Below are 27,000 nucleotides of genomic sequence, written 5' to 3'. Positions count from 1 at the left end.
ATTACTCACGAATTTGACCTTCACCATTCACTAAGTATTTTTCAGTTGTCAGCGATTCTAAGCCCATAGGGCCATAAGCATGTAACTTCGTTGTCGCGATACCAATCTCAGCACCTAAGCCTAATTGTGAGCCATCAGAAAAACGCGATGATGCATTAACCATCACCACAGACGCATCTACACTACGTTGGAATAATTGCGCCGCAGCTTGGTCTTTAGTACAAATCACTTCGGTGTGGTTTGAACCAAATTTAGCAATATGATCAATCGCACCTGCAAAATCAGGCACAACCTTAATTGCGATTTCTAAATCTAAGTACTCTTCACCAAACTCGTCGTCAGCAAGTACAGTGGCATTATCAAAATACTCGGCAGCTTTCGCATCTGCATTTACTTTTACGCCTTCTTGACGAAGAACAACTGCACACAGGTTTAAAAACTCATCAGCGATATCTTGGTGAACCACTAAACCTTCTAAGGCATTACACACACCTGTGCGCTGAGTTTTACCATTTAATAGTAAATTGATTGCGACATTCAGATCAGCGTCTTTATCAACATAAAGGTGACATACACCTTTAAAGTGCTGAATGACTGGGATAGTGCTGTTTTCTGTCACAAAGTTAATTAAGCCTTCACCACCACGTGGGATGATTAAATCAATTGTGTCGCGTTGTTGCATCAGCTCCATAAGTAGACCACGGTCTGGATCTGGGATCACCGAAATTAACGCAGCAGGTAAACCATGCTTTTCAAGCACTTTGTGCATCACACTCGCAATGGCTTGTGAACTACGCAGTGCTTCTTTACCACCACGTAAAATCACACCATTACCCGATTTAAAACATAACGCACCAGCATCAGCCGTCACATTCGGGCGTGCTTCATAAATCATACACACAACACCAAGTGGTACGCGCATCTTGCTGATCTTAATACCGTTTGGGCGCTCTGAAATTTCGCGTAATTGACCAACAGGATCATCAAGGCTAACAATTACTTCAATGCCTTCAGCCATTGCTTCAATACGCTCATCGTTTAGCGTTAAACGGTCAATCATAGACGCAGCAAGGTTGTTATCACGCGCTGCTGCCAAATCGCTTTCGTTTTCTTTGATGATAAAGGCTTTATTTTCTCGCAATGCCTGTGCCATCTCAGTTAACACTTGATTCTTAGTAGCAGTATCAAGTAAAGCTAACTGGGTTGCAGCTTTTGCAGCCTGACTCGAAATATCCGTAATTAAACTCATGACTTCTCCAATAATGCGATATCTTTCTCTGAAACAACTGGGCCGATTGAATCTTGCATTTTTTCGCTAAATTCACTTTGCTCGTTGTCAGCAATAAAATTCAATAAACAGCTACTGTAATTCGCTGTTGCTTTTGCTAGACGCGTACCATCATCACTGCGGACTAAAATAGTATCGCCTACGCCAAATTCTCCATGTACCGCAACGATTTCATCGCTACGAATACAGCCATCTTCGGTTGATTTATCAATCGAACCTTCTACGACAACCTCACCTTGCTCATTTGCTGTGTGAGTCATCCAATGCACAGCTTCTTGCATTGGTTTGTCATATGGTTTGAAGATAGTACCCGGGTTATCACCCTCTAACAGTCGGTTAAACGTCTGTTCTTTAAAACCATTTAAGATAAAGGTTGTAATACCATGTGAAGTGGCTTTTTCTGCCGCTTCGATCTTCGTTTTCATACCACCTGTGCCAACTGCGCTGGTTGCACAGCCGGCCATGGCATAAATAGATTCATCAATGCTATCTATTTCAGGTAGCAGCACTGCATCCTCATGTAAATTCGGGTTCTTGTCATAAAGACCATCTACGTCCGAAAAGATCATCAATGCGTCTGCGTCCGCAGCGGCTGCAACCATTGCCGACAAGTTATCGTTGTCGCCAACTTTTAAATCATCGGTTGTTACCGTGTCATTCTCATTAATGATCGGTAACACACCATGCTCTAGTAAGGTGAAAACTGTTTCACGAATACTGGTGTAACGCTCACGGTCACGTAAGTCACCGTGGGTTAATAAAATTTGTGCCGATGGAAAATCAAAGAAACGATCCCACATTGCCATCATTTCTGTTTGACCAGCAGCCGCCATAGCTTTTTTCATCGTTACTGAACGTTTTTCTTGTTCAGGGAATAAATGCGAACCAGCAGCTACCGAACCCGATGATACTAAAATTACTTCGATACCTTGCGCTCGACAACGAACGATGAACTGTGCAATGGTCAGTAAATAACGTGAACGACACCCATCTTGCTCTGGTGCGATTAACGCGCTACCTACTTTTAGTACTATACGTCGCCATTTTAACTTTTGCATAACTGTTCAACTTTCCATTTTACTATCTGTTCAGTGCCAATTTGCCACTGATTAAAAGACTCGCGTTTAGTGTTACTAAACGCACTGACTATTATCACTTTGTCAAACCACTTATCTATGCACACGACTACGCCACGCAAGTACTGCGATTAGATATAGCACAACTTTTATTCAGTCAGTAGACCAAACGGTTATAAACCATAAGTTGATTAAAAAAGATAAGTGTTGTTTATGTATCGCTGTAAAAAGCTGTGTGCGGCTTTTATTAATCACAACATACATAGAGCCTATACAATCAGGTACACCAGCAGATAGGGTGTAGATTGTATGACCGAGATTTAGCCGCCACGATGGGGACTAAACATTGACCAGATAATGAACTTATATTCTATTCAACACGTAATAAATACACACTGAACGTTAGCAAGCTCATTTCTATTTAATTAGAAAACAAAGTGTATAAAACACTAAATATGTTACAAACAACTGATTAAATGAAGATAAAACACTGAACAAGTGTAATAACACTTATAAAAACTTAGATATCAAATTGTTTGAACACGAAATATAATACGGGAAATCAGGGGCAAAGATCAAGGGCAAAAAGTAATCATATCTTTTATACTTGCCATAAATGTTAGAAATAGACACTTTTTAATAATGAGTTAGAGAGCAAGATGCATGGCATAATGATTTTTTACCAATTAATCTGATTTTTGTTCTTAAAAGCACCCCAAAAAGTAGTAATAACGACTAAAATCGTATTTGAAGCAACAAGTTTGCTTGTGTCCATGACGGTGAGTAGGCTTTAATAGGCAAGCATTTTATTTAAAAGTTCAGCGGCTAACTATCGTCTTCAAACGCGATTATCTATGGTGTTGGTATTTTTTAAATAGTAGTAACTAAAGGATAATTCATTCTATGTCAGCAATTTATATAGCAGGGATCGCCTTGTGCTCGGTATTAGCACAATGGGTAGCTTGGGCGTTTCGTGTACCGGCTATTTTATTTTTACTACTAACAGGTCTAGTACTTGGTCCTTTCAGTGGCATTTTAGAGCCCGACGCATTATTAGGTGATTTATTATTCCCTGTAGTCTCTCTTAGCGTTGCTGTGATCTTATTCGAAGGCTCACTGACCCTACACTTTAGAGAACTAAAAGGTATCGGCAAGGTTGTTCGTAATCTTTGTTCAATCGGCATGATCACAACTTGCTTAGTAATAAGCCTAAGCGCATATTGGATTTTAGAGCTTAACTGGCGGGTTGCCGCAGTGCTTGGTGCAGTACTTGTTGTTACTGGCCCTACTGTTATTGCACCGCTGTTAAACTCTATGAGACCGACCCAAGATATCGACCGTATTTTGCGCTGGGAAGGCATCGTCATAGATCCCATTGGTGCATTATTCGCGGTACTGGTGTTTGAAGCCGTCATGCTTGTAGGGCAAGGCGAAGTACTCAGTCATACCATTATCGCGCTATTTAAAACCTTAGGTGTTGGTTTAACGATTGGTGTGGTAGCAGGTTGGCTCACTACATTGCTAATACGCCGCGAATGGCTACCGTTCGAATTACATAAATTTGGTATTTTAGCGTTAGTACTGATTAGTTTTACGGTTTCTAACCACCTTAGCCATGAATCTGGTCTTCTCGCTGTTACCGTGTTTGGTATTTGGCTTGCGAACCAAGATGAGCTCGAAATTGACTCAGTGCTAGAGTTTAAAGAAGACCTGTCGATGATCTTAATCTCATCGTTATTCATCTTACTTGCTGCCCGTCTACAGCTCTCTGATTTAATGATGTTACATAGCGATGTGTTTATTTTCTTAGCCATCGTGTTATTTGTAGCCCGTCCTGCATGTATCGCAATCTCGACCTTTAAAACCGATTTACCACTTAAGTCTCGTTTAGTTCTCTCGTGGATTGCGCCACGGGGTATTGTTGCCGCGGCGGTAGGTTCTGTATTTGCGTTAAGTATGGTGGAAGCTGGCATTGCTGATGCAGAGAAAATCGTGCCACTTATCTTCACGGTGATCATCGTGACTGTGGTATTACAAAGTCTGACTGCAACGCCCTTGGCAAAGTTATTAAAAGTACGTCAGCCTGCGCCAAATACCATTTTGATTATTGGTGCAAACCATGTAGCCCGTGCCATTGCCTGCGGCTTAAAAGATCAAAATATTCCAGTGCATTTGTCTGATCCTGCATGGGAGAACTGCAAAATGGCACGTATGGATGGCTTACCTTGTTACTATGGTAATCCACAATCTGAACATGCTGAACGTTATTTGCCATTAACGACGATTCGTAGCGTTCTCGCGCTTTCGCCTAATCGCCATCATAATGCATTAGGTGTGCAATACTTCTCGCATTTACTTGACGAAAAAGATGTGTTTTCACTGCGCTCTTCAACTAACCACGCTAAAGCAAACAAAGACAGTGCGACTTTCTTATCACGACAAATTCTATTTGGCGATAATGGGGCTTATGCGCGCTTAAGTAGCTTGATTGCCAAAGGCGGTAAAGTCAGTGCAACGCGTATTTCTGATGAGTTTAGCTGGGAGCAATACAAAGAAGTAAATAGCGAAGCTATCCCACTGTTTATCTTGCATGGCGAAAAGACAGATGATGATGATTCACCTATAAAAATTCGTCCGTTCACTACTAACATGGAGAAAACTCCGCAAGTAGGTGAGCGAATTGTGGCGCTACAACCGCCTAAATTGTCGGTGCTGAAAGACCCTAACAACGGCAAACCAAAAGAAAATAAAGAAGAGAAATAAAAAAAGGCCAGCATTAGCTGGCCTTTTTTATTGCTATGTATTTGTTTCTACATTGGTAAACGTGCGCGTGCTACGACGCTGTCTGGCATTTTCTCTGCAAGCTTTGCCAGTAGGTGCTCAATTTTTTTGTGGGTGGCTTTATCGGCAACCATTGAGTGGAATAACCATCGGTAGGCGTCTTCATAATCACGCGGACTACCATAGCCTTGATTAAATAGGTTAACCAAACGCATTTGTGCCTTTAAGTTGCCTTGGGCAGATGCTTCTCGTAAATAGGTGACTGCCATCGCTTTATCTTGCTGCACTAACTGGCCAACATCATAGTAACGACCAAGCTGCTCTAAAGCCGCGCCTAGCCCTTGCTGAGCGGCCTGACGCATGTAATAAACCCCTAACTCTACATTACGGTCTACACACACTGCATACGCTAGCATATCGCCATACAGGAACTGATATGAAGGTAGTGCCATTTTATTGGCTCGCGCCTCGATATCTTGCACTAACTGGCAATCATCTGCCTTTACACGTGCTAGGTGTGCATTTTTATTGATCAAGCCAATTAACTCGCTCTCTGTGTACAGAGGCACTGCAGTTATGGGCTCTTCAGCCACGCTTAGGCTTGAGAAGAGTAATGTTAAAGGCAATAAAACACGCATCAAAGTCACTTAAATAAAGTCAGTCTTAGCAAATAATATACAATTATCATTCCAGAGTGAATTTCGGGCACAAAAAAAGCTGCCGAAGCAGCTTTTTTAGTCACTATGACAATTATGCAAACGGGCTGCGTAATACCATAGTTTCTACACGGTCAGGACCTGTAGAGATGATATCAACTGGAACACCAGTGATTTCTTCAATACGTTTGATGTAATCAAGTGCCGCTTTCGGTAATTGATCAACTGACGTAGCACCTACTGTGTTTTCTGACCAGCCTGGCATCTCTTCGTATACTGGTGTTACTTTCTCGTAACCTTCAGCCGCTAATGGCGTAACGTTCGTTACTGTGCCATCTTCTAACTGGTAACCAGTACAGATTTTTAATGTCTCTAAACCGTCTAAAACGTCTAGTTTAGTTAAACAGAAACCTGAAATGCTGTTGATTTGCACTGCACGGCGCATTGCCACTGCATCTAACCAACCAGTACGGCGTAAACGACCAGTCGTTGCACCGAACTCATGACCTTTTTCACCTAAGTGCTTACCTACTGGATCTTGTTTATCAAGACCGTCGTAAAGCTCTGTAGGGAAAGGACCAGAACCTACACGCGTTGTGTAAGCTTTGATGATACCTAACACGTAATCAAGGTGTAATGGACCAAAACCAGCACCTGTCGCTACACCACCAGCCGTTGTGTTTGATGATGTTACGTACGGGTAAGTACCGTGGTCGATATCAAGTAATGTACCTTGCGCACCTTCGAATAAGATGTGGTCGCCCGCTAAACGCGTTTGATCAAGTAGCTCAGTAACGTCAACAACCATTGCTTTTAAGATATCTGCGATAGCCATTGCATCGTCAAATGTCTTTTGGAAATCAACTGGCTCAACTTTGTAGTAATGCTCTAACGTGAAGTTATGGTATTCCAATACTTCTTTAAGCTTGCTAGCAAACTGTTCAGGGTTGAATAAATCACCTACACGTAAACCACGACGTGCTACTTTGTCTTCATAAGCTGGACCGATACCACGACCTGTAGTACCAATTGGCTTATCGCCACGTGCTTTTTCACGGGCTAAATCTAATGCAATGTGGAAAGGTAAAATTAATGGACATGCTTCGCTGATTAATAAGCGCTCACGTACTGGTACGCCACGCTCTTCTAGCATGCCGATTTCTTTCATTAATGCTTCTGGTGATAAAACAACACCATTACCAATCACACACTTAACATTGTCACGTAATACACCCGATGGAATAAGGTGTAAAACCGTCTTTTCACCGTTGATTACCAAAGTATGGCCTGCGTTATGACCACCTTGATAACGAACTACTAAAGATGCTTTGTCTGTAAGGAGGTCAACTACCTTACCCTTACCTTCGTCACCCCATTGGGTGCCTAGTACAACAACGTTTTTACCCATTGCAAATTCACTTAGAAAAAATTAGGACGAGATTTTATCAGAAAACGAGGTGAAAGATCACCCCGTTTAGCTTATTTTTTCTGCGCCTGAATTTTTATCATCTTATTTAATTAAACAACTACATGCAGAACAGAGGTTTATAAACTAGCTAAGGATAAAAATTAATCACACACAGAAACAAAAAAAGCCCCACACACAGCAGGGCTTTTTATCACACAGCAATTAATTACTGTGCTTTTGTACCTTTCATATAATTAAAGAAATCGCTATCTGGTGAAATCACCATGATATCTTGCTTATCTTTAAAGGTATTTTTGTACGCTTCTAGGCTGCGCATAAAACCAAAGAATTCAGCATCTTTGTTATAAGCGTTAGCATAGATAGCAGCAGCATCAGCATCACCTTGACCGCGAACGGTACGTGCATTACGTTCAGCATCTGCCAGCATAACAGTGACACGACGGTCTACTTCTGCGCGAATTGTTTCAGCTTTTTCTTGACCTTCTGAACGGTGCTCTTTTGCAACCGCAGTACGCTCAGCACGCATACGTTGGAAGATTGAGCTACTCACTTCTTGTGGTAAGTTAATTTGCTTAACACGCACATCAAGTACTTCAATACCTAGTTCTTGTGCACTTTCAGACGCTTGAACTAACGCTTCTTCCATCAGTTCACTACGCTCGCCAGAGACAATCTCTTTGATAGTACGAGAACCAAAGTTAGTACGAAGACCATTGTTCACCTTTTGCTTAAGGAGTGTTTCAGCATATTGCTTATCACCACGAGCACGCAGGTAGAATGCACTAAAATCGTTAATGCGCCATTTCACATAAGAATCAACGATTAAGTCTTTTTTCTCACTCGTAACGAAACGGTCAGGTGCGCCATCTAACGTTTGAATACGCGCATCTAAACGACGTACTTGGCTGAAGAAAGGCACTTTTAAGTGTAAACCTGGGCCATATACTACAGCCTTGTCGTCACTGTCTTTTTCAACTTTGCTAAATAACAGTACGATTGCCTTCTCGCCTTCTTGTACAACAAAAATCGCAGAGAAAGACATCACAACTGCAAGGGCAAGTATTACTAAACTAAAATTTTTCATCTTGCTTATCTCCCCTCATTAAAACGGTCAGTTGCGAAACGGTCATTACTTGAATTTACCGTGCTGTTACGTGATGTGTTTAGCTTATTGCGAAGATCTTGAATATCACTTGAGCTTGGTAGTGCAACACGCGTTGCTGTGCCTTGCTTTTCCATGATTTTATCAAGAGGTAAATACATCATGTTATTACCGCCTTCAACATCAACTAACACTTTAGAGCTGTTACCTAGCACTTCTTCCATCGCATCGATGTATAAACGCTTGCGAGTTACTTCTTTCGCAGCTTGATACTCAGGTAAGAGTTTTTCAAAACGTGCCACTTCACCTTGTGCTTCTAGCTTAATACGCTCACGATAACCTTCTGCTTCTTGTGTCATACGGGTCACTTGACCACGAGCACGAGGTTCAATTTCACGAGCATAGGCTTCTGCTTCACGGATGAAACGCTCTTCATCTTCTTGTGCAGCAATCGCATCATCAAATGCGTCTTTTACTTCGCCCGGCGGACGTGAATCTTTAAAGTTCACATCGCTTACAATAATACCTAGATTGTAAGGCTCGATAATTTTGTTTAGCTCATCCCACGTTTGTTGACGCACAACTTCACGGCCAGTTGTTAGTACTTGGTCCATTTTCACATGACCAATAACATAACGAAGTGCACTATCAAGGGCTTGTTGTAAGCTGTGGTCAGCATCAGTAACGCTGAACTTGTATAGGTGTGGATCGATAACACGGTACTGTACTTCAAACTCTACATTTACCACGTTTTCGTCTTCTGTCAGCATGAAGCCTTTAGCAGATAACGAGCGAACTGCTTCGATATCAACCGGGATCACACGTTCAATGAAGGTCATTTTCCAACGTAAGCCAGGTTCTGCAATGCGATTGTATTGTCCAAATTGTAAAACAATACCGCGCTCAGCTTCTTTTACCGTGTAAATACCACTTAATGCCCATACGATGACGGCAATAATAAGGATGAAAGAAATGCCTGCGCCACCAAGTCCGCCGCCGCTTTTACCTGGCTTATTACCACCAAATAAACCGCCAAACTTGTTGCCGAACTTACGCATTACCTCGTCTAAATCAGGTGGGCCTTGATCTTTTCCGCCTTTATTATTCCACGGATCTTTATCATTGCCATTATTACCCGGTTCATTCCAGGCCATAGCTATACTCCATTGTTATCTAAATGAATTAGGTTAAATCTATCAAATCTACAGCATTTCTCATACTAAAAAAGACAAATGCTGGTGATTTTTAGTTAGTCGCTATGAAAGAGTTGAGATCCTGTCCCATCTCTTTTTTCAAGCGATTCCATTCTGCCATTGGCAAGCGTACCGATAGTAACCAGTTCCCTTGCTCATCAAAACTCTCTTGATGAACTGCGTTTAAGTTAAACAGTGCTGCACGAATACGACCATGTTGAGGTGGTAATTTTAGCTCGTCAGCAAACATTTTTTTAGCAAGTAACTCGTTAATTGCCTCACTCAGCAGCTCACAACCCACACCTGTTCGTGCCGATAACCACACCCGTACTGGTTGGCCTTCGTCATTTCTATCTATACGTGGCGCAACGTCATCGAGCGCATCAATTTTGTTATAAACCAATAATTGCGGCACTTCATCTGCTTCTATCTCTTTTAAAACAGACTGTACTTGCTCAATATTTTCTTTTCGACGTGGATCTGCCACATCGATAACGTGTAACTGTAAATCCGCTTCGCGGGTTTCCGTTAAGGTCGCTTTAAATGCTGCAACAAGGTCATGAGGTAAATGGCGAATAAAGCCTACCGTGTCAGCTAAAATAACTGGCCCAATATCACCTATATCCAACTTACGTAAGGTTGGATCAAGTGTTGCGAATAACTGATCTGCTGCGTACACATCAGAATCTGTAATACGGTTAAATAACGTTGATTTACCCGCATTGGTATAACCAACCAGTGACACAGTGGGTATTTCATTTCGCGTACGCGCACGTCGTCCCTGCTCACGTTGAACAGCAACTTTATCTAAACGAGCACGAATATTTTTAATTCTTGCACGTAGCAATCGTCTATCGGTTTCGAGCTGGGTTTCACCCGGACCACGTAAACCTATCCCCCCTTTTTGTCTTTCAAGGTGGGTCCAACCACGGATCAGGCGAGTAGAAATATGGCGTAACTGAGCTAACTCAACCTGAAGCTTACCTTCGTGAGTACGCGCTCGCTGCGCAAAAATATCAAGGATCAAACTCGTACGATCAAGAACACGGCACTGACAAACGCGCTCTAAATTGCGTTCCTGTGACGGGCTAAGTTGATGGTTGAAAATGATGACATCTGCATTGTGGATTTTGACAGTTTCAGCGATTTCTTCTGCTTTTCCGGTACCGACGAAAAGTTTCGGATGCGGTGCTTGACGACTGCCTTGCACAATCGCCAAACTACTAACACCAGCAGAAGATACCAACAACTCTAATTCGTGAAGATCTTCGCGATCCCCCTCTTTAGGTAAGTCGATATGAACTAAAACTGCCTGTTCGCCGGCTTCATAACGGTCAAACAAGCATTACGCTCCTAAGTTTAAAAATTTCCAGATTCTTGCTCTTCTGAATCATCACTTCCTTGAACGCCTTGGAAGTTAACAGAACGCGCTGGAACAACAGTTGAAATAGCGTGTTTATACACCATTTGATTCACGGTGTTTTCAAGTAAAATAACAAATTGGTCAAATGACTGGATTTTACCCTGTAATTTAATGCCATTAACCAAAAAGATTGATACTGGAATGCGCTCACGACGTAACGCATTTAAAAATGGGTCTTGTAACGACTGGCCTTTTGCCATGTTATTTTCCTTCGTTCTAGGTGTTATTATAATTAAGTAGCTGAACTAATTTAACAAAGCTAAAAAACTTCCAGCTACTACTAGCTTAGCGAACTTACTACACGTTGCAAGTTTTCTTCATCACCCGTGGTCAACCAAGTTACTTCAGGCCAACCTCTTAACCAAGTCAATTGTCGCTTGGCTAACTGCCGTGTGGCTGCAATACCACGAAAGACCATCTCATCATAGTCAATTTCGCCAGCAATGTAATCCCACATTTGTCTATAACCCACACAACGAATCGAAGGTAGGTCAGGGTGTAAATCCTTACGTTTATATAGGGATGAAACTTCATTTTCAAACCCCTGATCGAGCATTATTTTAAACCTTTTTTCAATTCGCTGATGTAATTCACTGCGATCATCAGGCGCAATGGCAAATTGATAGAAAGTATAAGGAAGCTCAGGCTGCTTTTGTTTTTGCAGCTCAGTCATTGTTTTACCTGTTATACGATACACTTCTAATGCGCGATTAATACGTTGCGAATCATTTTCGCTCATTTTTTTCGCTGCATCTGGATCGATTTTCACAAGTTCTTTATGCAAATGTGGCCAGCCAAACTGCTTTGCTTCCTTTTCGAGTTCAGCACGGACTTCAGGTGATGCCTCAGGTAGCGGTGATAAGCCATCAATAAGCGACTTAAAATACATCATTGTACCGCCAACCAATACAGGTACTTTACCTTGCTTATGAAATAGATCAATCTTTTCAATTGCATCACGGCGAAAATCCGCCACTGAATAACTTTCTGCTGGGTCAATAATATCAATCAAGTGATGCGGCGCACGAGCAAGCTCTTCGGCATTTGGTTTTGCCGTGCCGATGTCCATATCTTTATAGACTAATGCTGAATCAACACTGATTATTTCTGTGTTTAAATGCTCACACAGCGAAATTGCTAAGTCTGTTTTCCCTGCAGCGGTTGGTCCCATTAAAAAAATGACGGGTAAGTTATTCAAGCCTAAATACCTTGCTTAATTTAAAAACTGAGATAGTTCTATTTTAACCGCTTTTTGACGTAAACGTTGCATAGTTTGTGGATTATTTTCTAACCGAGCCACTTGCTCCATAAAGGCCTGACTTGCGTAATAACGTGTAGGTATTTGCTGAGCTAACCAAGCTAGCCATTCATCGAGTGAACTTGGAGAAGCTTTACAGCCAGTAATAAGCCGCTCAATAGCATCACTTACATCAAGTAAATACACGCAAGGCGGAAGCTTCTTCACCATCACAAACTGTTTTTCTATTACTAAATCAAAACCAAGTAAGGTAAACCAAGACTGCTGAGTATTTAGCGCGCTAATATCATCAGCGCTTGCATTTACTCGCACGGGTAACAATAGAGCTTTGCCATCAAGGCTGCCCGCTTGTTCTACTTGCGCTTGCCAGTCGAGTGCTAATGCATGCTTAAAGTGCGCTGCAAAGAGTTGATTGTCTTCGCTAAATACGCACTCGCCTTCACGTACGTGGATGAGTTTGGCAAGCTTAGCTTGCTCAACAACAGGGGCTGCAATGCTTGGCTCTGGGCGTACTTGGTCAAAATGCGCAGCATGTTGCTCACTGATCCCTTGATAAAAAGCATTTACATCTTGATGCGATGTTTTACTGCGGCCTTGGCTGTCGCCACTAAACCCACTGCCAGAGCGCCCTGCTCCTGTTGCCCCTGAATAACTCGCTGAACGTGTTGGCTGTAATTCAGATTTCGGATAATCATACTGCTCTGTTGGCGCTGATTGAATAAAACTTGGCTGCGTGCTGCTGAGGTGTGGCTCATTCAGCGGAACATGCTGAAAAGCAGTGTCATTGTGCTCGGCAAAACTGGCCTCATGCTGAAGCGGTACCACAACTTGTTTTATTGCCTGCAAAATAAAGTCATGCACTAAACGGCCTTGATGAAAACGCACTTCATGTTTAGCCGGGTGCACGTTTACATCGACCTGACGAGGGTCAATATCAATATAAATAACAAAACCGGGCAGCTCTTCTGAGCCTGCGACTTCTTCAAAGGCTTGGCGAATTGCATGCAAAATAAGTTTATCGCGCATCATGCGATTATTCACGTAGGTATATTGTGTGCTATTTGCTGAGCCCACGGGTAATACCCAACCTCGCAGCATCAAACCGGCCTCACCTGATTGAATATGCAGCCCCTGTTCACTAAATGCTTTACCCGCCACTTGTGCAACACGGCTTATCGCTTGCTCAGGGTTTGGCTTAGCACGGTATTGACGCACGACCTTACCGTTATGGGTAAGCGTTATAGACACATCAAAGCGACTCAGCGCAATACGCTTAATAAGCTCATCAATATGTGAAAACTCGGTTTTCTCGGTGCGAAGAAATTTACGGCGCGCAGGGGTATTAAAGAATAAGTCTTTCACCTCAATGGTGGTGCCATCAGGGTGTGCGGTTGGCTTAACTTGTACCGCCATGTCACGGCCTTCTGCAAATGCTTGCCATGCCGCTTCTTGTTGTTGTGGTTTTGAGCTCAAGGTTAAGCGAGATACAGAACTAATTGATGCTAACGCTTCACCACGAAAACCCAGCGAGCAAATGTTCTCTAAGTCATCAAGAGATTTTAGTTTGCTCGTCGCATGGCGCGATAACGCTAAGGTCAGTTCATCTTTATTAATCCCTGATCCATTATCGCGAATACGAATTAGCTTATGGCCACCACGTTCAATATCAATTTGAATACGCGTAGCGCCTGCATCTAAACTGTTTTCAACGAGTTCTTTAACAACGGAAGCAGGACGTTCAACCACTTCACCGGCAGCAATTTGGTTCGCCAATCGCGCGGGTAGTATTTCTATGCTCATAGTGTTCCTAACACGAAAATTGACTAGCTTTGGGGGATATCAAGCTCTTGACCAATAAACAGAGTATTCGATTTTAAGTTGTTAGCAGTTTTTAATTTACTAACCGAGGTGTTGTATCTGTTTGCCAAAATACTTAACGACTCGCCCGGACGAACTTTGTGTTTAGTCGGAAATTGCGATTTTAATTTCGCAAATAATGAATCATCCGGTGGATTTTGCAGATAATAACTTTTAATTGATGTGAAAATTGCTTTAGCTAAGCGCTCTTGATGCTGTGCTGTTTTTAATAATCGCTCTTCACGTGGATTCGAAATAAACCCGGTTTCGACCAAAATAGACGGGATATCTGGCGATTTTAATACAGCAAGACTGGCCGCCTGCGGCACTTTTTTATGTAGTTTGGCTACTTTCTTTAATTCACTCACCACTTCTTCTGCGACACTAAAGCCCGTTTTCATTGAGTGGTCCATCGACATATCTAATAGCGCTTGAGCTAAATATTTTTCACTCGCAGTATCTTTTAATACCCCAGCTGCACCACCTAAAAGCTCGGAGTGCTTTTCTTTATCCTCGATCCATTTACCGATTTCTGAGTTAGCACGACGAAGCGATAACACCCACACAGAGGCCCCGTTTGGCTGCGGGCTGGTAAACGCATCTGCATGGATCGAGACAAAAAAGTCTGCTTTTTTCTCTCTCGCAATACTGGTGCGCGTATTTAAATTTACAAAGTAATCACTGCGGCGCACCATACGCGAAATCATGCCCTTTTCAGCATCTATCATTCGCTCTAAGCGCTTGGCTATTTGTAGCGTGATATCTTTTTCGTAAGTGCCCGATGGCCCAATTGAGCCAGGATCTTCACCACCGTGACCCGCATCAATCGCAATAACGATATCACGCTCTTGCTGTAGCTCACGCTTTTTAACGCTGGTATTCGTTGCAGCCACAGGCTCAGCTTTCGGTGTTTTGTCTACAAGGTCAACGACTAAACGGTGTTTGTAAGGATCGGTAGGCAATAAGGCAAACACCACTGGTTTAGTGGCTCGCGCTAATTCAAAAACAAACCGTACACTTTTACTATCTTTTGGTTTTGAGTAACGCAGTTTTGAGAGTATCTGATGCTTTTTAGGGATATCAGGCAAGCTATCAAGCTTATCAGTATCTTTTAAGTCAATCACTAAACGGGCTGGGTTCTTCAGCATGAAATAGCTGTAATCTGGCTTGTCATTTAGATCAAATACCACACGGGTGCTATCTGGTGAGGGCCAAACACGTACGCTATTAATCGTATTTTGTGCAAGCGCAATCTGGCTCACAACCAAAAACATTAAAATAGTTAATAGTTTAAACGTACAACGACCCATTTTTACTCGTACACCTTTATTTTTATTTGTTTATTCTTGCGCGCTCTTAAGTTGCTTAACAATTGCCTGACCGCGGTCAGTTAAGCTGTTAATAGTAATCGCACGCGCCTCGCCTTCATAGCGTAGGGTGATATCAAGATCCGGTGTTGGGATAAATTCGCCGCCTTTTTCTGGCCATTCCACAACACAAATAGCCTGTGGTGAAAAATAGTCGCGAATTCCCATATATTCAAGTTCTTCAGGATCACCTAAGCGATACAAATCAAAGTGATAGACATCAGCTTTAGCTAATTGGTAAGGCTCAACCAGTGTATAAGTTGGACTCTTAACCTTACCTTGATGACCGAAACCTTGCACGATACCACGGGTTAATGTTGTTTTACCGGCACCTAAGTCACCGTGTAAATAAATAACAGCTCCTTGCTCCATTAATGCGGCAAGTTGCTTACCCATATTAACCGTTGCTGCTTCATCAGCGAGTGGAAAACCAACACTGTCGGTCATTATTACCTCATGAAAAACGAAAAAACATTACTTTGTTAATCATACCAGAATATTTTTGTAAGGCGAGAATCGCTCTTATGCCTAATTGGACATAAAAAAGCCGGCAAAGTTGCCGGCTTTTTAGCTTAAACAGAATTTTGTTTACAGACCTAGTTTCTTCTCAAGGTAGTGGATGTTTGTACCACCGTTTTGGAAGTTCTCATCTGCCAAGATTTTCTTGTGCAGTGGTGTATTGGTCTTGATGCCATCAATGACTAATTCATTTAACGCATTGCGTGAACGAGCAATCGCTACATCACGGTTCTCACCGTAACAGATCAGCTTACCAATCATTGAATCGTAATGAGGTGGTACTGTGTAATCTGCATAGATGTGGCTGTCCCAACGAATACCTAAACCGCCAGCAGGGTGGAATCGCGTGATTTTACCTGGTGAAGGAATGAATGTTTCTGGGTCTTCCGCATTAATACGGCACTCAATTGCATGACCACGAATAACCACATCTTCTTGTGTGAATGATAATGGCTGGCCAGCAGCAATTTTTAGCTGTTCTTTGATTAAGTCAACGCCAGTGACCATTTCTGTTACTGGGTGCTCAACCTGAATACGGGTATTCATTTCGATGAAATAGAACTCGCCGTTTTCGTATAAGAATTCGAACGTACCTGCACCGCGATAACCGATTTCGATACACGCACGTGTACAACGGTCACCGATAAACTTACGCATTTCAGCTGTAATACCTGGTGCTGGTGCTTCTTCAACTACTTTTTGGTGACGACGTTGCATAGAACAATCACGCTCACCTAAGTGAACTGCATTGCCTTGACCGTCAGCAAGTACTTGAACTTCGATATGACGTGGGTTTTCAAGGAATTTTTCCATGTAAACCATACCGTTACCGAAGAATTGCTTCGCTTCTTGTTGCGTTAGTGCAATTGAATCTACTAATTCTTTTTCGCTGCGCACAACACGCATACCACGACCACCGCCGCCGCCTGCTGCTTTAATGATTACAGGGTAACCAATACGCTTAGCGATTTGAATATTGCGCTCGTTGTCTGCGGTTAATGGGCCGTCAGAACCTGGTACACATGGTACACCCGCTTTACGCATCGCTTCGATTGCAGAAACTTTGTCACCCATTAGACGAATCGTGTCGCCTTTAGGGCCGATAAATACAAAGCCACTTTGCTCAACTTGATCAGCAAAGTCTGCATTTTCCGAAAGGAAACCATAACCTGGGTGAATAGCAACCGCGTCTGTTACTTCTGCCGCTGCAATAATGCGCGGGATATCTAGGTAACTTTCGCTTGCAGCTGGTTTACCAATACAAATTGTTTCATCTGCCAGTAACACGTGCTTAAGATCACGGTCTGCCGTTGAATGCACAGCAACAGTTTTGATCCCAAGCTCTTTGCAGGCGCGCAGTACGCGAAGTGCAATTTCACCTCGGTTTGCAATGACTACTTTATCTAACATAGAGTTGGCCTTTTGTTGCGCTATTATTCAATGATGAATAAAGGTTGATCGAATTCTACTGGCTCGCCATTTTCAACTAAGATAGCTTTTACTGTGCCTGCTTTATCAGATTCGATTTGGTTCATCATCTTCATTGCTTCAACGATACATAACGTGTCGCCAACATTTACTTTTGAACCTACTTCTACATAAGGCGCTGCTTCAGGAGAAGCTGCTGAGTAGAATGAACCAACCATAGGTGATTTAACTTGGTGACCTGTTGGTGCTGCTGGCGCTGCGTCTGCTGCTGGTGCTTCAGCTACTGGAGCTGGTGCCGCCGCTGGAGCAGGTGCTGCAAAATGTTGCGGCGCATACTGCATTGCAGGTGCTGCAGCCATGTTGCTACGATTGATGCGTACTGATTCTTCACCTTCAGTGATTTCTAATTCAGCAATACCAGATTCTTCTACTAGTTCGATAAGTTTTTTGATCTTGCGAATATCCATTGATCGACCCGCCTGTTAGTTATTTAAAAATTAATGTGTGTTTTGCAACCGGCTAACAGCAGCTTCAAGTGCCACCTTATAACCCATTGCTCCTAATCCAATAATGACGCCTTGTGCCACATCCGAAAAATACGAATGATGGCGGAATGCTTCGCGAGCATGCACATTAGTTAAATGCACCTCGTAAAAGGGAATGTTTACACTAAGCAATGCATCCCGTAAGGCTACGCTAGTATGCGTAAATGCAGCAGGGTTAATAATAATTGCATCAACCACTTGCCATGCATCGTGAATACGTTCTATTAATGCTGCTTCACTGTTACTTTGGAAATGCGTTAATTCAACATTGTGACCGGCAGCAACCTGACTAAGTTCAGCTATAATCTCATCAAGAGATTGAGTACCGTACTTTTCTGGTTCACGCTTGCCAAGCATGTTTAAATTTGGCCCATTTAGAACTAAAAGTTTGAATTTTGCAGCCATAATACGCGATATATCCTATAAGTAAGCAGTTTAACCATATTCACCATAAACCCACGCTTAACCTAAGCGTGTTGATGTAAAATAGCAACTATTTCTCACGTTAACCACCTATTATAGATATTTCGACGTAAATAGCAGCAAAATACTGGTCTAATCACTACCTATTCGCGGCAAAGGCAGGCACAGCAAGGCACACAACAAGGTCATTCTGAGCATTTTCCTGCTGATAAATTGAACTTCACCAAGTGAAATTACGACTTTTCATTGAAAACCACCATTTTTTACGAGACAGAAACAAAAACGCCACTCAGATGAGTGGCGTTTCGCTATTTTCTTGCACGTTTGCGTTTATTTAGCGCTATTTCGTACTTTTGCTAAATGCTCAGCAAAGTCTTTGGCATTTAAAAAGCCAGTTACGCGTTGCTCTAAAAGCTCATTACCTTGAGTATCAAAGAACAGAATGCTCGGTAAACCAAAGACTGTGAACTCTTCCATTAGCTCAATTGTTTTTGCATCACTTTCGGTTAAATCGATTTGGATTAACTCAAAGTGAGCAAACTGTGCTTGAACATTCGTATCAGGAAACGTGTAGTGTTCAAACTCTTTACACGCGACGCACCAGTCTGCGTATAAGTCGACCATCACTAAGCGCCCTTCGCTACTTGCAGCTGCAATTTCGTCTTTCAATTCACTTAAATTAGCAACTTGTTTAAAACCATGTGTTTGTGCTGCGGCTTCGGCAACTACCGCTTTACTCGGCCAAAAATAATTTTTCGTTAGGCTCGCCCCCGTCACAACCAGTAAAGTTGCAGCAAACCAGAGTGCTGTTTTTAGCTTGCCTTGTGATTGCGCACTTTGCCAATGGTGTAAATAAAGTGCGGTCGCAAGTGCTAATAAACCCGCCATTAACCAAATGATTTCAATATCAACAATACGCTCAAGCAGAATTAGCGGAACGACCAGCATGATGAAGCCAAATAACGTTTTCACTTGCTCCATCCAACCACCGGCTTTGGGTAGTAATTTACCGCCAGAAGTCCCCAGTAATAATAGCGGTAAGCCCATGCCTAAACTGAGTACATAAAGTGTTAAACCACCGACCAGGTAGTCACCACTTTGCGCTACATAGAGTAAAGCAGCAGACAATGGCGCTGTTGTACAAGGTGACGCAATCAAACCAGACAACACACCCATCATAAATACGCCAACATAGTTACCGCCTTTTTGCTGGTTACTTACCTGAGTAAGCTTATTCATCATGCCGCTAGGCAGCTTAATTTCGTACCAGCCGAACATCGACATCGCCAGCAATACAAACAAAATACTAAAGCTAATTAACACCGTTGGGTGCTGCAAGTACCCTTGTACTTGACCACCTAATGATGCAACCACTAAGCCCAGTGCAGCATAGGTAACGGCCATCCCTTGCACATAAACAAACGACAGCGAAAACGCTTTTTTAGTCGATAAGTTCTGCTGACCCGCTATAAGGCTCGACAAAATCGGAAACATTGGAAATACGCAAGGCGTAAAAGCCAGACCAATACCCACTAAAAAGAAGATTACTAGGTTGGTCAATAAGCCCTGCGATGCCAGTTTATCGGTATATGACTGCTCACCAGCTGGTTTTGCTACTTCTTGAGAAACGTTTGTTGATGCCTCATTGGTATCAGCTGCTTGTGTTAATGCCGCCAGCGCATTCCCCGCTGACGCGGTTTGTGAAACTTGCTCGCCAGCAATGACAGATAAAGGAATGGTTCTAACTTCTGGCGGATAACAAAGTCCAGCTTCAGCACAGCCTTGAAAACGCACTTTAACAACCGCCCCTTCCGTAACATTACTGAGCTTAGTTACCACACTCAATGAGTTAAAGAAGACCTCGGTTTTGCCAAAAAACTCATCCTCTATGATTTGCCCTTTGCCAAGATCTGGGATTTCAATATCAGCGCCTTTAGCAATTATTTCGACTTTCTTTTTATAGAGGTAATAATCAGGCGCTATATCCCAGCCAATAAATAAGGTTTTGCCTTGCTGGTCAAAATCAAAAACAAAGGCCTGATCAACTGGCAGAAATGTTTGCTCAGCAGGTTGTAATAGATTTCCAAGTAAATTGTTATTACTTGCACTGGCCGGCACAAGCCACAGTGCGCACAGTAATAAAAGGAACGATCGCATTAATTAAGTACCTCATCCATCCAATTAAAATAGGCTAAATTGCCTGTTGCTACATCAACGACCTGAATTTCTGGTATCTCATAACTATGTAATTTCTTGATAGTTTGGATCACTTCATTCATTTTTTCTGACTTTGTTTTGATCAGTAACTTACTTTCTGTAGCTTGAGTTATCTCGCCATCCCACATGTAAATAGATTCGATTGTAGGCATAATGTTCACACAAGCCGCTAGCTTTTCTTTAACTAGATGTTGTGCCAACTGACGGGCTTCAGCCTCATTCGCACAAGTAGTAAAAATAAGTCGAAAATGCGTAGTCATAAGGAACCTTTGTTTGATTACGTGAGTCGCACCATAGTAGCCGATAGTAACTATAATGTGTAGCGAGCAAGGTGATCCTAGGTTCCACCTTGAAAAATGACCTGCTCACCCCTATTTATATTTCACTGACTCGAAAGAGAATGACATTTTTTAGAGAGCGTTATGTTTAGATTTTTGTTTTTGTTATTTATTTTAGTGCCGATTGTGGAGATTGCGTTACTCATTCAAGTGAGTGAAGTAATCGGCGGCTTTGCCACCATAGCGCTTGTGATTGTGACCGCGATTGTCGGTGCGAAATTAGTGAAGCAGCAAGGCATGGGCGCGATTCAAAACGTGCAATTACAAATGGCACAAGGGCAAATGCCTGCAAAAGAATTATTTACTGGTTTATGTGTGATTATCGCCGGCGTTTTATTAATGACACCTGGCATTATGACTGACTTTTTTGGCTTTTTATTACTCACGCCAGCAATCCGCAACAAACTAGCTGCAGGCCTTGCCAGCCAAGCGACAGTGCGTATGAGTACGCAAGCAAATCAAGGCTCTGCACACTTCCAATATCATAGCAAAGCAGCCGCTCATGAAGAGCCAAACCATCAACCTACAACTATTGATGGTGAATTTGAGCGAAAAGATTAAAATTTTTTAATTTTTGTACTTGGATTTTTTTAAGCCACCCCCATTAATGAAGGCAATGAAACGCAACGGGTGGCTTAGCACTCCCCTGCAATAACATAAGATTTTTTCTGTACTGTTCAGAAACTGTTAGGAGAACTAAATAAATGAACATTCGTCCTTTACATGATCGCGTCATCGTTAAGCGTCTAGAAGAAGAAACTAAGTCTGCTGGCGGTATTGTATTAACTGGCTCTGCAGCTGAAAAATCAACTCGCGGAGAAGTTATCGCTGTTGGTAATGGCCGCGTTTTAGACAACGGTGAAGTAAGAGCATTAGAAGTAAAAGCCGGTGACACTGTGCTGTTCGGCTCTTATGTTGAAAAAGTTGAAAAGATCGAAGGTCAAGAGTACCTGATCATGCGTGAAGATAACATTCTAGGCATTGTAGGCTAATCCTACTTTTCATTTAGCAACCCGTTTACAGAATTTAAGAGGAATTAAATCATGGCAGCAAAAGAAGTACTTTTTGCAGGTGACGCACGTGGCAAAATGCTAACTGGCGTAAACATTTTAGCAAACGCAGTAAAAGTAACTTTAGGTCCTAAAGGCCGTAACGTTGTATTAGACAAATCATTCGGCGCTCCAGTGATCACTAAAGACGGTGTATCTGTAGCAAAAGAAATCGAGCTTGAAGACAAGTTCGAAAACATGGGCGCACAAATGGTTAAAGAAGTAGCGTCGAAAGCGAATGACGCTGCAGGTGACGGTACAACAACTGCAACTGTATTAGCGCAAGCTATCGTAAACGAAGGCTTAAAAGCAGTTGCAGCGGGTATGAACCCAATGGACCTTAAGCGTGGTATCGATAAAGCTGTTGCCGCTGCTGTTCAAGAACTTAAAGCACTTTCTGTTCCTTGTGCCGATGCTAAAGCAATTGCACAAGTAGGTACTATTTCTGCTAACTCTGATAGCGAAATCGGTAACATCATTGCTGAAGCAATGGAAAAAGTAGGCCGTGATTCAGGCGTAATCACAGTTGAAGAAGGTCAGTCGTTAGAAAACGAACTAGACGTAGTTGAAGGTATGCAGTTTGACCGTGGTTATCTGTCTCCTTACTTCATCAACAACGCTGAAAAAGGCGCAGTAGAGCTAGACAACCCATTCATTCTACTTGTAGACAAAAAAGTATCTAACATTCGTGAGTTACTACCTACATTAGAAGCCGTAGCTAAAGCTAGCAAGCCTCTACTTATCATTGCTGAAGACCTTGAAGGCGAAGCGCTTGCAACGCTTGTAGTAAACAACATGCGCGGCATCGTTAAAGTATCTGCAGTTAAAGCGCCAGGTTTTGGTGACCGTCGTAAAGCGATGCTACAAGACATCGCCGTATTAACTGGCGGTACCGTTATTTCTGAAGAAATCGGTTTAGAGCTAGAAAAAGCAACAGTTGAAGACCTAGGTACAGCTAAGCGCGTTGTAATCACTAAAGATGACACAACAATCATCGACGGTGCAGGTGAAGAAGAGGGCATCAACGGCCGTGTTGCACAAATCAAAGCACAAATCGAAGAAGCAACGTCTGACTACGATAAAGAGAAACTACAAGAGCGTATGGCTAAACTAGCTGGCGGTGTTGCAGTAATCAAAGTTGGCGCAGCAACTGAAATCGAAATGAAAGAGAAAAAAGACCGCGTTGAAGATGCGCTACACGCAACTCGCGCAGCGGTTGAAGAAGGTGTTGTACCGGGTGGTGGTGTTGCATTAGTTCGCGTAGCTAGCAAACTTGCTGAGCTTATTGGCGACAACGAAGACCAAAGCCACGGTATTAAAGTTGCACTTCGTGCGATGGAAGCACCACTTCGTCAAATCGTAACGAACGCAGGTGACGAAGCATCAGTTGTTGTTAACTCAGTAAAAGGTGGTGAAGGTAACTACGGTTACAACGCAGCATCTGGCGAGTACAACGACATGATCGAAATGGGTATCTTAGACCCAACTAAAGTAACGCGTTCTGCACTACAGTACGCTGCTTCAATCGCGGGTCTTATGATCACAACTGAAGCAATGGTTGCTGAAATCCCTAAAGATGACGCGGGTGCTCCTGATATGGGCGGCATGGGCGGCATGGGTGGTATGGGCGGCATGATGTAATCATCCCCCTGGTAAAAATCTTTATTTAAAGATATTACCCGAAGGTACCTCCCCTTCAAAAGAAAGCCCCTATAAACAAATGTTTTTAGGGGCTTTTTTACGATTATAGAAACACAGTCTGATTTAAAATTGCTAAACTCTATTTAATTAGAGCTGCTCTTAGCTACTTACCTTTCTTTGGTTTACCTTTATCTGATTTAGCAGCCTCACTGACAATCATGTCTTTTTGCTCTTCGGTGATTAAAGCTTGATCTAAAAGCTCTTCTGCCGCTTTTGCAACACAACTGACGTATTTACCATGGTTAGCAAACTCTGATGATTCTCCACATTGTGCAGCCATATGTTGCTCAACAGAACATCCTTCATAAGTTACCGCTTCTGAAGCTGGGGTATTAGGGCAATAATCAAGATCATTATTCACACCATCGCCGTCAACATCGGCATCACATACATCGCCTTGACCATCCTGATCAAAATCTAGCTGATCAGGGTTTGCAACTTCAGGGCAATTGTCCACAGCATCAGGTATACCGTCTTGATCCATATCTTCATCAACGATACCTATCGGGTCACTGATAGTTGAAACAAGACAGTAATCATCACATGAATAAGTTAATGAAGTTGGCATCTGATCCCATACAGCCAAAATAGTACCGTGCATTGCATCATTTGTGTAAATTAGCCAATATTGCCATCCCCAATACACATCATATGATGCTCCACCATCATTAAGGATTGTATAACTGCTCGGTCTTGGTTGAATATCAAATGCGCCTATGCCTGAGCCATAGTTGAACATTTGCATTGCAAATTTTCCATCTTCAGTCCGAAAACCATCATCATACATTTGCTGCGTAGTGTAAGTTCCAAACGTTCCAGCAGATACAACCTGCTCAGACGATACTGAGATTGTCGAACCATTAATACTGCCATTTGTGGGTTGTAAGTGAATAGTTCCAGTCATAGCTGTCACATCTGCAAATGCCACTGCAGACACAAAACACGAGGCCACTCCTGAAATAAGTAAGTGCTTATTCATATTTATATCCTTAAATTTGGTAGGGTTGGAATGTGCATTCCAAACATCACCCAGAAGTTTAGCGAAGCAGTATGAGGCAATTTTATAAGGTGTATAAAACATTCCCGAGACATGGCGAAACGAGCTTTTCTGAAACTGCGGCTTAATATTTGTAGACAATCCCAAAAAAGTCAATTTACAACCAGCAGTAATTTACAAAAAATTTACTGGTGTTACCGCGAAGATTTAAATTTAAAACCAAAAAACAGGATAGAAATAAAAGCAATGAAAATCAACACCTTAATAATCGACAGGATTCGAGAAGTAAGAATTTAAGATAGCATGCGAGTCCAAGTTACTTTGTCTAGATTATTTGTACCATTTAACAGAACAATAAGCTAATAGCTAAGTTCACAAGCCCCGCCATACTTCTTTTTCAACGATTGGCATGTTGAATAGGCATATCCACAACGCTTTTCACCTTTAAGTATGTGGCAATATGTTTGCTTATCAGCTCGCTTTTTATTATGGCAGTGATAGCTACCATTGGAATGGTTTGTATGACAGCCTGATGCGTTAGTACGCCCCGAATGCGCACTGAGACCTGAACTTACCAAAAGAGCGACTGCTAATAATACCTTAACCTTATTCAAAACAAACTTCCCTATTACATTTGAACTAAGGTAATAATACTAGCATGAATTCACCAAAAAGCTTAAAAACCAACAAAATAGTAGTAGTTATGATGTTTTTATACTTGCGGCTTAAAACTTACAGCTTAAAAACTTACAGCTTAAAACTTACAGCTTAAAGCTGCCATTAACCAACTCCCTCACTATCGCAAACAAATCACTCGGCAACATGCCTCTTTCGCCTTCACGCTCTGAGGCAATATCCCCGGCTTTTGCATGTAATGTTACACCCAAACATGCTGCTTGCTGAGGAGTAAGCCCCTGTGCGATCAGTGCCGCTATGATACCTGTTAATACATCACCACTGCCGCCAACCGCAAGTGCAGGATTTCCATCTCTACACACCCATGTTTGGTTATTATCAGCAATTAAACTACCAGCGCCTTTGAGTACACAAGTAGTGGTATAGCTGCGCGCAAGCTGTTTTACTGCATGAAAGCGATTTTCTTCAATATCAACCGTGCGGCAATTCAGTAATCTTGCAGCCTCACCGGGGTGCGGTGTGATTACTGTATTCGCTAATGGGAATGACGAAGCATGCTGAGCTATTAAATTAAGTGCGTCGGCATCAATAATCAGTGGCTTGTTATTAGTGAAACAATACTGCATGACAGTTTCAAAGGTTGTTTCGGACCAATCGTCCTGACCAAGCCCTGGGCCAATAGCAATACAACTCGCCCACTCTAGCGCACTAATTAAATTTGTATCGGTAACCATAAGTTCAGGACGCCCGATGCTCACTGGCAAAATAGAACTGCTATGGGTATACACTTTGACCATGCCCGCACCAGTGCGAAGAGCGGCCTCTGCAGTTAAACGAATTGCGCCGGCGGTGCCAGCATTACCACCAACACACAATAATTTTCCATGACTGGTTTTGTGGCTGTTATTATTGCGCTCAGGAAGCCTCGGCTGCGTCTGATAGTTGATAAGCTCTGCAGCGGGTGATGTCAGTTTTAAAAAGGCATCTTCAATACCTAAATCAGCAAACTCTATGTTACCTGCATGTGCTCGCCCTTGCCCTGTCACTAAACCTTGTTTAATCCCCACAAAAGTCACAGTGAGTGCAGCTTTAATTGCGACTCCCTGTTCGACACCTGTGTCTGCATGAATACCTGAGGGTAGGTCGATAGCAACTATCGGCACTTGGCTTTCGTTGGCAGCTTTAATTAAGGTTGAAAAAGGCTCGCGCACCTTGCTTTGAATACCTGTACCAAGTAAGCCATCAATAATGATGTCTGCTTGCTCAATAACGCTTATATCCGCTGTTATTGCTCCTCCTGCGTCGAGCCAAGCTTGCTGAGCACTAAGGGCATCCCCTTTGAGCGGTTTGTCGGGCATGGCAGCAATAACTCTAACCTGCTTCCCCGCTTGTTTCGCTAAGCGAGCAACAACATAACCATCACCTGCATTATTACCAACCCCCGCTAACACAACGAATACATTTGCATCAGCAAAGTGATTAATAGCTTGTTGGTAAGTAGCCTGCCCTGCTCGCTCCATAAGCTCATACATACTGATACCACAGTGCTTGGCAGCGGGTCCTTCATTTTCACGAACTTGCTCTGCTAAAAATACCGACTGCGAGAGAGGTACTGACATATCAATCCTTAAATTGGCCTTTTAATCAGCATATAAGTACAGCTGAATGCAGTCAATGAGGCATAAAAAAACGGCGCGTAACTTACATTACGCGCCGT

The 27,000-nt window shown here is 42.6% G+C and carries 24 protein-coding genes; 4 read left to right on the top strand and 20 right to left on the bottom strand.

Going from position 1 to position 27,000, the window contains the following annotated elements; translation table 11 throughout:
* Nucleotide 1: 1 nt before the first annotated feature.
* Together CWC28_RS15925 and proB are read right to left on the bottom strand one after the other, a co-directional pair.
* Nucleotides 2-1,249 carry a glutamate-5-semialdehyde dehydrogenase gene (locus CWC28_RS15925; protein WP_105180673.1) on the bottom strand — a complete coding sequence of 416 codons (1,248 nt, stop codon included), beginning with the start codon at nucleotides 1,247-1,249 and terminating at the stop codon, nucleotides 2-4.
* Nucleotides 1,246-2,346 (bottom strand): glutamate 5-kinase, encoded by a 1,101-nt coding sequence (gene proB / locus CWC28_RS15920; RefSeq protein ID WP_138625409.1) that lies wholly within the window; start codon nucleotides 2,344-2,346, stop codon nucleotides 1,246-1,248. Before proB ends, CWC28_RS15925 begins: the two co-directional genes overlap by 4 nt.
* A 921-nt stretch (nucleotides 2,347-3,267) precedes the next feature.
* Between proB and CWC28_RS15915 the strand changes: the two genes are divergently transcribed.
* Entirely contained in the window at nucleotides 3,268-5,127 is a 1,860-nt protein-coding gene (locus tag CWC28_RS15915) for a cation:proton antiporter (RefSeq protein ID WP_105175062.1), read from the top strand.
* A 47-nt stretch (nucleotides 5,128-5,174) separates the two neighbouring features.
* Here CWC28_RS15915 and CWC28_RS15910 read toward each other — a convergent pair whose 3' ends face one another.
* The 15 genes from CWC28_RS15910 to cutA form a co-directional block, all read right to left on the bottom strand.
* Complete coding sequence (locus tag CWC28_RS15910) at nucleotides 5,175-5,783, bottom strand: tetratricopeptide repeat protein (RefSeq protein ID WP_138625408.1); 609 nt, start codon at nucleotides 5,781-5,783, stop codon at nucleotides 5,175-5,177.
* A gap of 112 nt (nucleotides 5,784-5,895) precedes the next feature.
* Nucleotides 5,896-7,209: an adenylosuccinate synthase gene (locus CWC28_RS15905; RefSeq protein ID WP_138625407.1), complete on the bottom strand. Its 1,314-nt coding sequence runs from the start codon at nucleotides 7,207-7,209 to the stop codon at nucleotides 5,896-5,898.
* 226 nt (nucleotides 7,210-7,435) lie between these two features.
* Nucleotides 7,436-8,314: a protease modulator HflC gene (gene hflC, locus CWC28_RS15900; RefSeq protein ID WP_063701626.1), complete on the bottom strand. Its 879-nt coding sequence runs from the start codon at nucleotides 8,312-8,314 to the stop codon at nucleotides 7,436-7,438.
* A gap of 5 nt (nucleotides 8,315-8,319) precedes the next feature.
* Nucleotides 8,320-9,486 (bottom strand): FtsH protease activity modulator HflK, encoded by a 1,167-nt coding sequence (hflK, locus tag CWC28_RS15895; RefSeq protein WP_063701624.1) that lies wholly within the window; start codon nucleotides 9,484-9,486, stop codon nucleotides 8,320-8,322.
* A 91-nt stretch (nucleotides 9,487-9,577) separates the two neighbouring features.
* Nucleotides 9,578-10,867, bottom strand: coding sequence for a ribosome rescue GTPase HflX (gene hflX / locus CWC28_RS15890; protein ID WP_063701622.1), 1,290 nt, complete (start codon nucleotides 10,865-10,867; stop codon nucleotides 9,578-9,580).
* A gap of 17 nt (nucleotides 10,868-10,884) precedes the next feature.
* Nucleotides 10,885-11,148: an RNA chaperone Hfq gene (hfq, locus tag CWC28_RS15885; RefSeq protein WP_054552435.1), complete on the bottom strand. Its 264-nt coding sequence runs from the start codon at nucleotides 11,146-11,148 to the stop codon at nucleotides 10,885-10,887.
* Between the two features lie 80 nt (nucleotides 11,149-11,228).
* Nucleotides 11,229-12,146, bottom strand: a complete 918-nt coding sequence (gene miaA, locus CWC28_RS15880; protein WP_082873991.1) for a tRNA (adenosine(37)-N6)-dimethylallyltransferase MiaA — start codon at nucleotides 12,144-12,146, stop codon at nucleotides 11,229-11,231.
* Between the two features lie 15 nt (nucleotides 12,147-12,161).
* A complete protein-coding gene (gene mutL / locus CWC28_RS15875) occupies nucleotides 12,162-14,006 on the bottom strand; it encodes a DNA mismatch repair endonuclease MutL (RefSeq protein WP_138625406.1) in 1,845 nt (614 codons plus the stop codon).
* A 23-nt stretch (nucleotides 14,007-14,029) separates the two neighbouring features.
* The gene (locus CWC28_RS15870) at nucleotides 14,030-15,337 is read right to left on the bottom strand and encodes an N-acetylmuramoyl-L-alanine amidase (RefSeq protein ID WP_233999260.1); all 1,308 of its coding nucleotides are present in this window, start codon (nucleotides 15,335-15,337) and stop codon (nucleotides 14,030-14,032) included.
* Nucleotides 15,338-15,403: 66 nt separating this feature from the next.
* Nucleotides 15,404-15,877, bottom strand: a complete 474-nt coding sequence (tsaE, locus tag CWC28_RS15865; protein ID WP_063701614.1) for a tRNA (adenosine(37)-N6)-threonylcarbamoyltransferase complex ATPase subunit type 1 TsaE — start codon at nucleotides 15,875-15,877, stop codon at nucleotides 15,404-15,406.
* 141 nt (nucleotides 15,878-16,018) lie between these two features.
* The gene (gene accC, locus CWC28_RS15860) at nucleotides 16,019-17,359 is read right to left on the bottom strand and encodes an acetyl-CoA carboxylase biotin carboxylase subunit (protein WP_063701612.1); all 1,341 of its coding nucleotides are present in this window, start codon (nucleotides 17,357-17,359) and stop codon (nucleotides 16,019-16,021) included.
* Between the two features lie 23 nt (nucleotides 17,360-17,382).
* Complete coding sequence (accB, locus tag CWC28_RS15855; protein ID WP_063701610.1) at nucleotides 17,383-17,844, bottom strand: acetyl-CoA carboxylase biotin carboxyl carrier protein; 462 nt, start codon at nucleotides 17,842-17,844, stop codon at nucleotides 17,383-17,385.
* Nucleotides 17,845-17,874: 30 nt separating this feature from the next.
* Nucleotides 17,875-18,327, bottom strand: coding sequence for a type II 3-dehydroquinate dehydratase (aroQ, locus tag CWC28_RS15850; protein ID WP_105175065.1), 453 nt, complete (start codon nucleotides 18,325-18,327; stop codon nucleotides 17,875-17,877).
* Nucleotides 18,328-18,675: 348 nt separating this feature from the next.
* Nucleotides 18,676-20,502 (bottom strand): protein-disulfide reductase DsbD, encoded by a 1,827-nt coding sequence (locus tag CWC28_RS15845; protein WP_105175066.1) that lies wholly within the window; start codon nucleotides 20,500-20,502, stop codon nucleotides 18,676-18,678.
* A complete protein-coding gene (gene cutA, locus CWC28_RS15840; RefSeq protein ID WP_063701604.1) occupies nucleotides 20,502-20,822 on the bottom strand; it encodes a divalent-cation tolerance protein CutA in 321 nt (106 codons plus the stop codon). Before cutA ends, CWC28_RS15845 begins: the two co-directional genes overlap by 1 nt.
* Before the next feature lie 162 nt (nucleotides 20,823-20,984).
* Here cutA and CWC28_RS15835 point away from each other — a divergent pair, with 162 nt between their 5' ends.
* The 3 genes from CWC28_RS15835 (at nucleotide 20,985) to groL (ending at nucleotide 23,590) form a co-directional block, all read left to right on the top strand.
* The gene (locus CWC28_RS15835; protein ID WP_063701602.1) at nucleotides 20,985-21,461 is read left to right on the top strand and encodes an FxsA family protein; all 477 of its coding nucleotides are present in this window, start codon (nucleotides 20,985-20,987) and stop codon (nucleotides 21,459-21,461) included.
* A gap of 143 nt (nucleotides 21,462-21,604) precedes the next feature.
* Nucleotides 21,605-21,892 carry a co-chaperone GroES gene (locus CWC28_RS15830; RefSeq protein ID WP_063701599.1) on the top strand — a complete coding sequence of 96 codons (288 nt, stop codon included), beginning with the start codon at nucleotides 21,605-21,607 and terminating at the stop codon, nucleotides 21,890-21,892.
* 51 nt (nucleotides 21,893-21,943) lie between these two features.
* Entirely contained in the window at nucleotides 21,944-23,590 is a 1,647-nt protein-coding gene (groL, locus tag CWC28_RS15825; protein WP_105180678.1) for a chaperonin GroEL, read from the top strand.
* 163 nt (nucleotides 23,591-23,753) lie between these two features.
* On the opposite strand, the gene CWC28_RS15820 is transcribed toward groL, so the two are convergent.
* From CWC28_RS15820 to CWC28_RS15810, 3 genes are all read right to left on the bottom strand, one after another.
* A complete protein-coding gene (locus CWC28_RS15820) occupies nucleotides 23,754-24,629 on the bottom strand; it encodes a thrombospondin type 3 repeat-containing protein (protein WP_212746798.1) in 876 nt (291 codons plus the stop codon).
* Nucleotides 24,630-25,006: 377 nt separating this feature from the next.
* Nucleotides 25,007-25,225: a YHYH domain-containing protein gene (locus CWC28_RS22665; RefSeq protein WP_283206559.1), complete on the bottom strand. Its 219-nt coding sequence runs from the start codon at nucleotides 25,223-25,225 to the stop codon at nucleotides 25,007-25,009.
* Between the two features lie 183 nt (nucleotides 25,226-25,408).
* Entirely contained in the window at nucleotides 25,409-26,902 is a 1,494-nt protein-coding gene (locus CWC28_RS15810; protein WP_105180679.1) for an NAD(P)H-hydrate dehydratase, read from the bottom strand.
* Nucleotides 26,903-27,000: the final 98 nt, after the last annotated feature.

The sequence above is a fragment of the Pseudoalteromonas sp. S4492 genome (genome assembly GCF_005886115.1).
Classification (GTDB): Bacteria; Pseudomonadota; Gammaproteobacteria; order Enterobacterales; family Alteromonadaceae; genus Pseudoalteromonas; species Pseudoalteromonas gelatinilytica.
Note: the sequence above shows the minus strand (reverse complement) of the source record. Positions and strands in the feature narration are given on the sequence as shown.

Bases quoted from the DNA above. Each gene is read 5' to 3' on its own strand.
- CWC28_RS15925 (WP_105180673.1), bottom strand. From the start codon at position 1,249: ATGAGTTTAATTACGGATATTTCGAGTCAGGCTGCAAAAGCTGCAACC.
- proB (WP_138625409.1), bottom strand. From the start codon at position 2,346: ATGCAAAAGTTAAAATGGCGACGTATAGTACTAAAAGTAGGTAGCGCG.
- CWC28_RS15915 (WP_105175062.1), top strand. From the start codon at position 3,268: ATGTCAGCAATTTATATAGCAGGGATCGCCTTGTGCTCGGTATTAGCA.
- CWC28_RS15910 (WP_138625408.1), bottom strand. From the start codon at position 5,783: ATGCGTGTTTTATTGCCTTTAACATTACTCTTCTCAAGCCTAAGCGTG.
- CWC28_RS15905 (WP_138625407.1), bottom strand. From the start codon at position 7,209: ATGGGTAAAAACGTTGTTGTACTAGGCACCCAATGGGGTGACGAAGGT.
- hflC (WP_063701626.1), bottom strand. From the start codon at position 8,314: ATGAAAAATTTTAGTTTAGTAATACTTGCCCTTGCAGTTGTGATGTCT.
- hflK (WP_063701624.1), bottom strand. From the start codon at position 9,486: ATGGCCTGGAATGAACCGGGTAATAATGGCAATGATAAAGATCCGTGG.
- hfq (WP_054552435.1), bottom strand. From the start codon at position 11,148: ATGGCAAAAGGCCAGTCGTTACAAGACCCATTTTTAAATGCGTTACGT.
- mutL (WP_138625406.1), bottom strand. From the start codon at position 14,006: ATGAGCATAGAAATACTACCCGCGCGATTGGCGAACCAAATTGCTGCC.
- CWC28_RS15870 (WP_233999260.1), bottom strand. From the start codon at position 15,337: ATGTTTTTGGTTGTGAGCCAGATTGCGCTTGCACAAAATACGATTAAT.
- tsaE (WP_063701614.1), bottom strand. From the start codon at position 15,877: ATGACCGACAGTGTTGGTTTTCCACTCGCTGATGAAGCAGCAACGGTT.
- accC (WP_063701612.1), bottom strand. From the start codon at position 17,359: ATGTTAGATAAAGTAGTCATTGCAAACCGAGGTGAAATTGCACTTCGC.
- accB (WP_063701610.1), bottom strand. From the start codon at position 17,844: ATGGATATTCGCAAGATCAAAAAACTTATCGAACTAGTAGAAGAATCT.
- aroQ (WP_105175065.1), bottom strand. From the start codon at position 18,327: ATGGCTGCAAAATTCAAACTTTTAGTTCTAAATGGGCCAAATTTAAAC.
- CWC28_RS15845 (WP_105175066.1), bottom strand. From the start codon at position 20,502: ATGCGATCGTTCCTTTTATTACTGTGCGCACTGTGGCTTGTGCCGGCC.
- cutA (WP_063701604.1), bottom strand. From the start codon at position 20,822: ATGACTACGCATTTTCGACTTATTTTTACTACTTGTGCGAATGAGGCT.
- CWC28_RS15835 (WP_063701602.1), top strand. From the start codon at position 20,985: ATGTTTAGATTTTTGTTTTTGTTATTTATTTTAGTGCCGATTGTGGAG.
- CWC28_RS15830 (WP_063701599.1), top strand. From the start codon at position 21,605: ATGAACATTCGTCCTTTACATGATCGCGTCATCGTTAAGCGTCTAGAA.
- groL (WP_105180678.1), top strand. From the start codon at position 21,944: ATGGCAGCAAAAGAAGTACTTTTTGCAGGTGACGCACGTGGCAAAATG.
- CWC28_RS15820 (WP_212746798.1), bottom strand. From the start codon at position 24,629: ATGAATAAGCACTTACTTATTTCAGGAGTGGCCTCGTGTTTTGTGTCT.
- CWC28_RS15810 (WP_105180679.1), bottom strand. From the start codon at position 26,902: ATGTCAGTACCTCTCTCGCAGTCGGTATTTTTAGCAGAGCAAGTTCGT.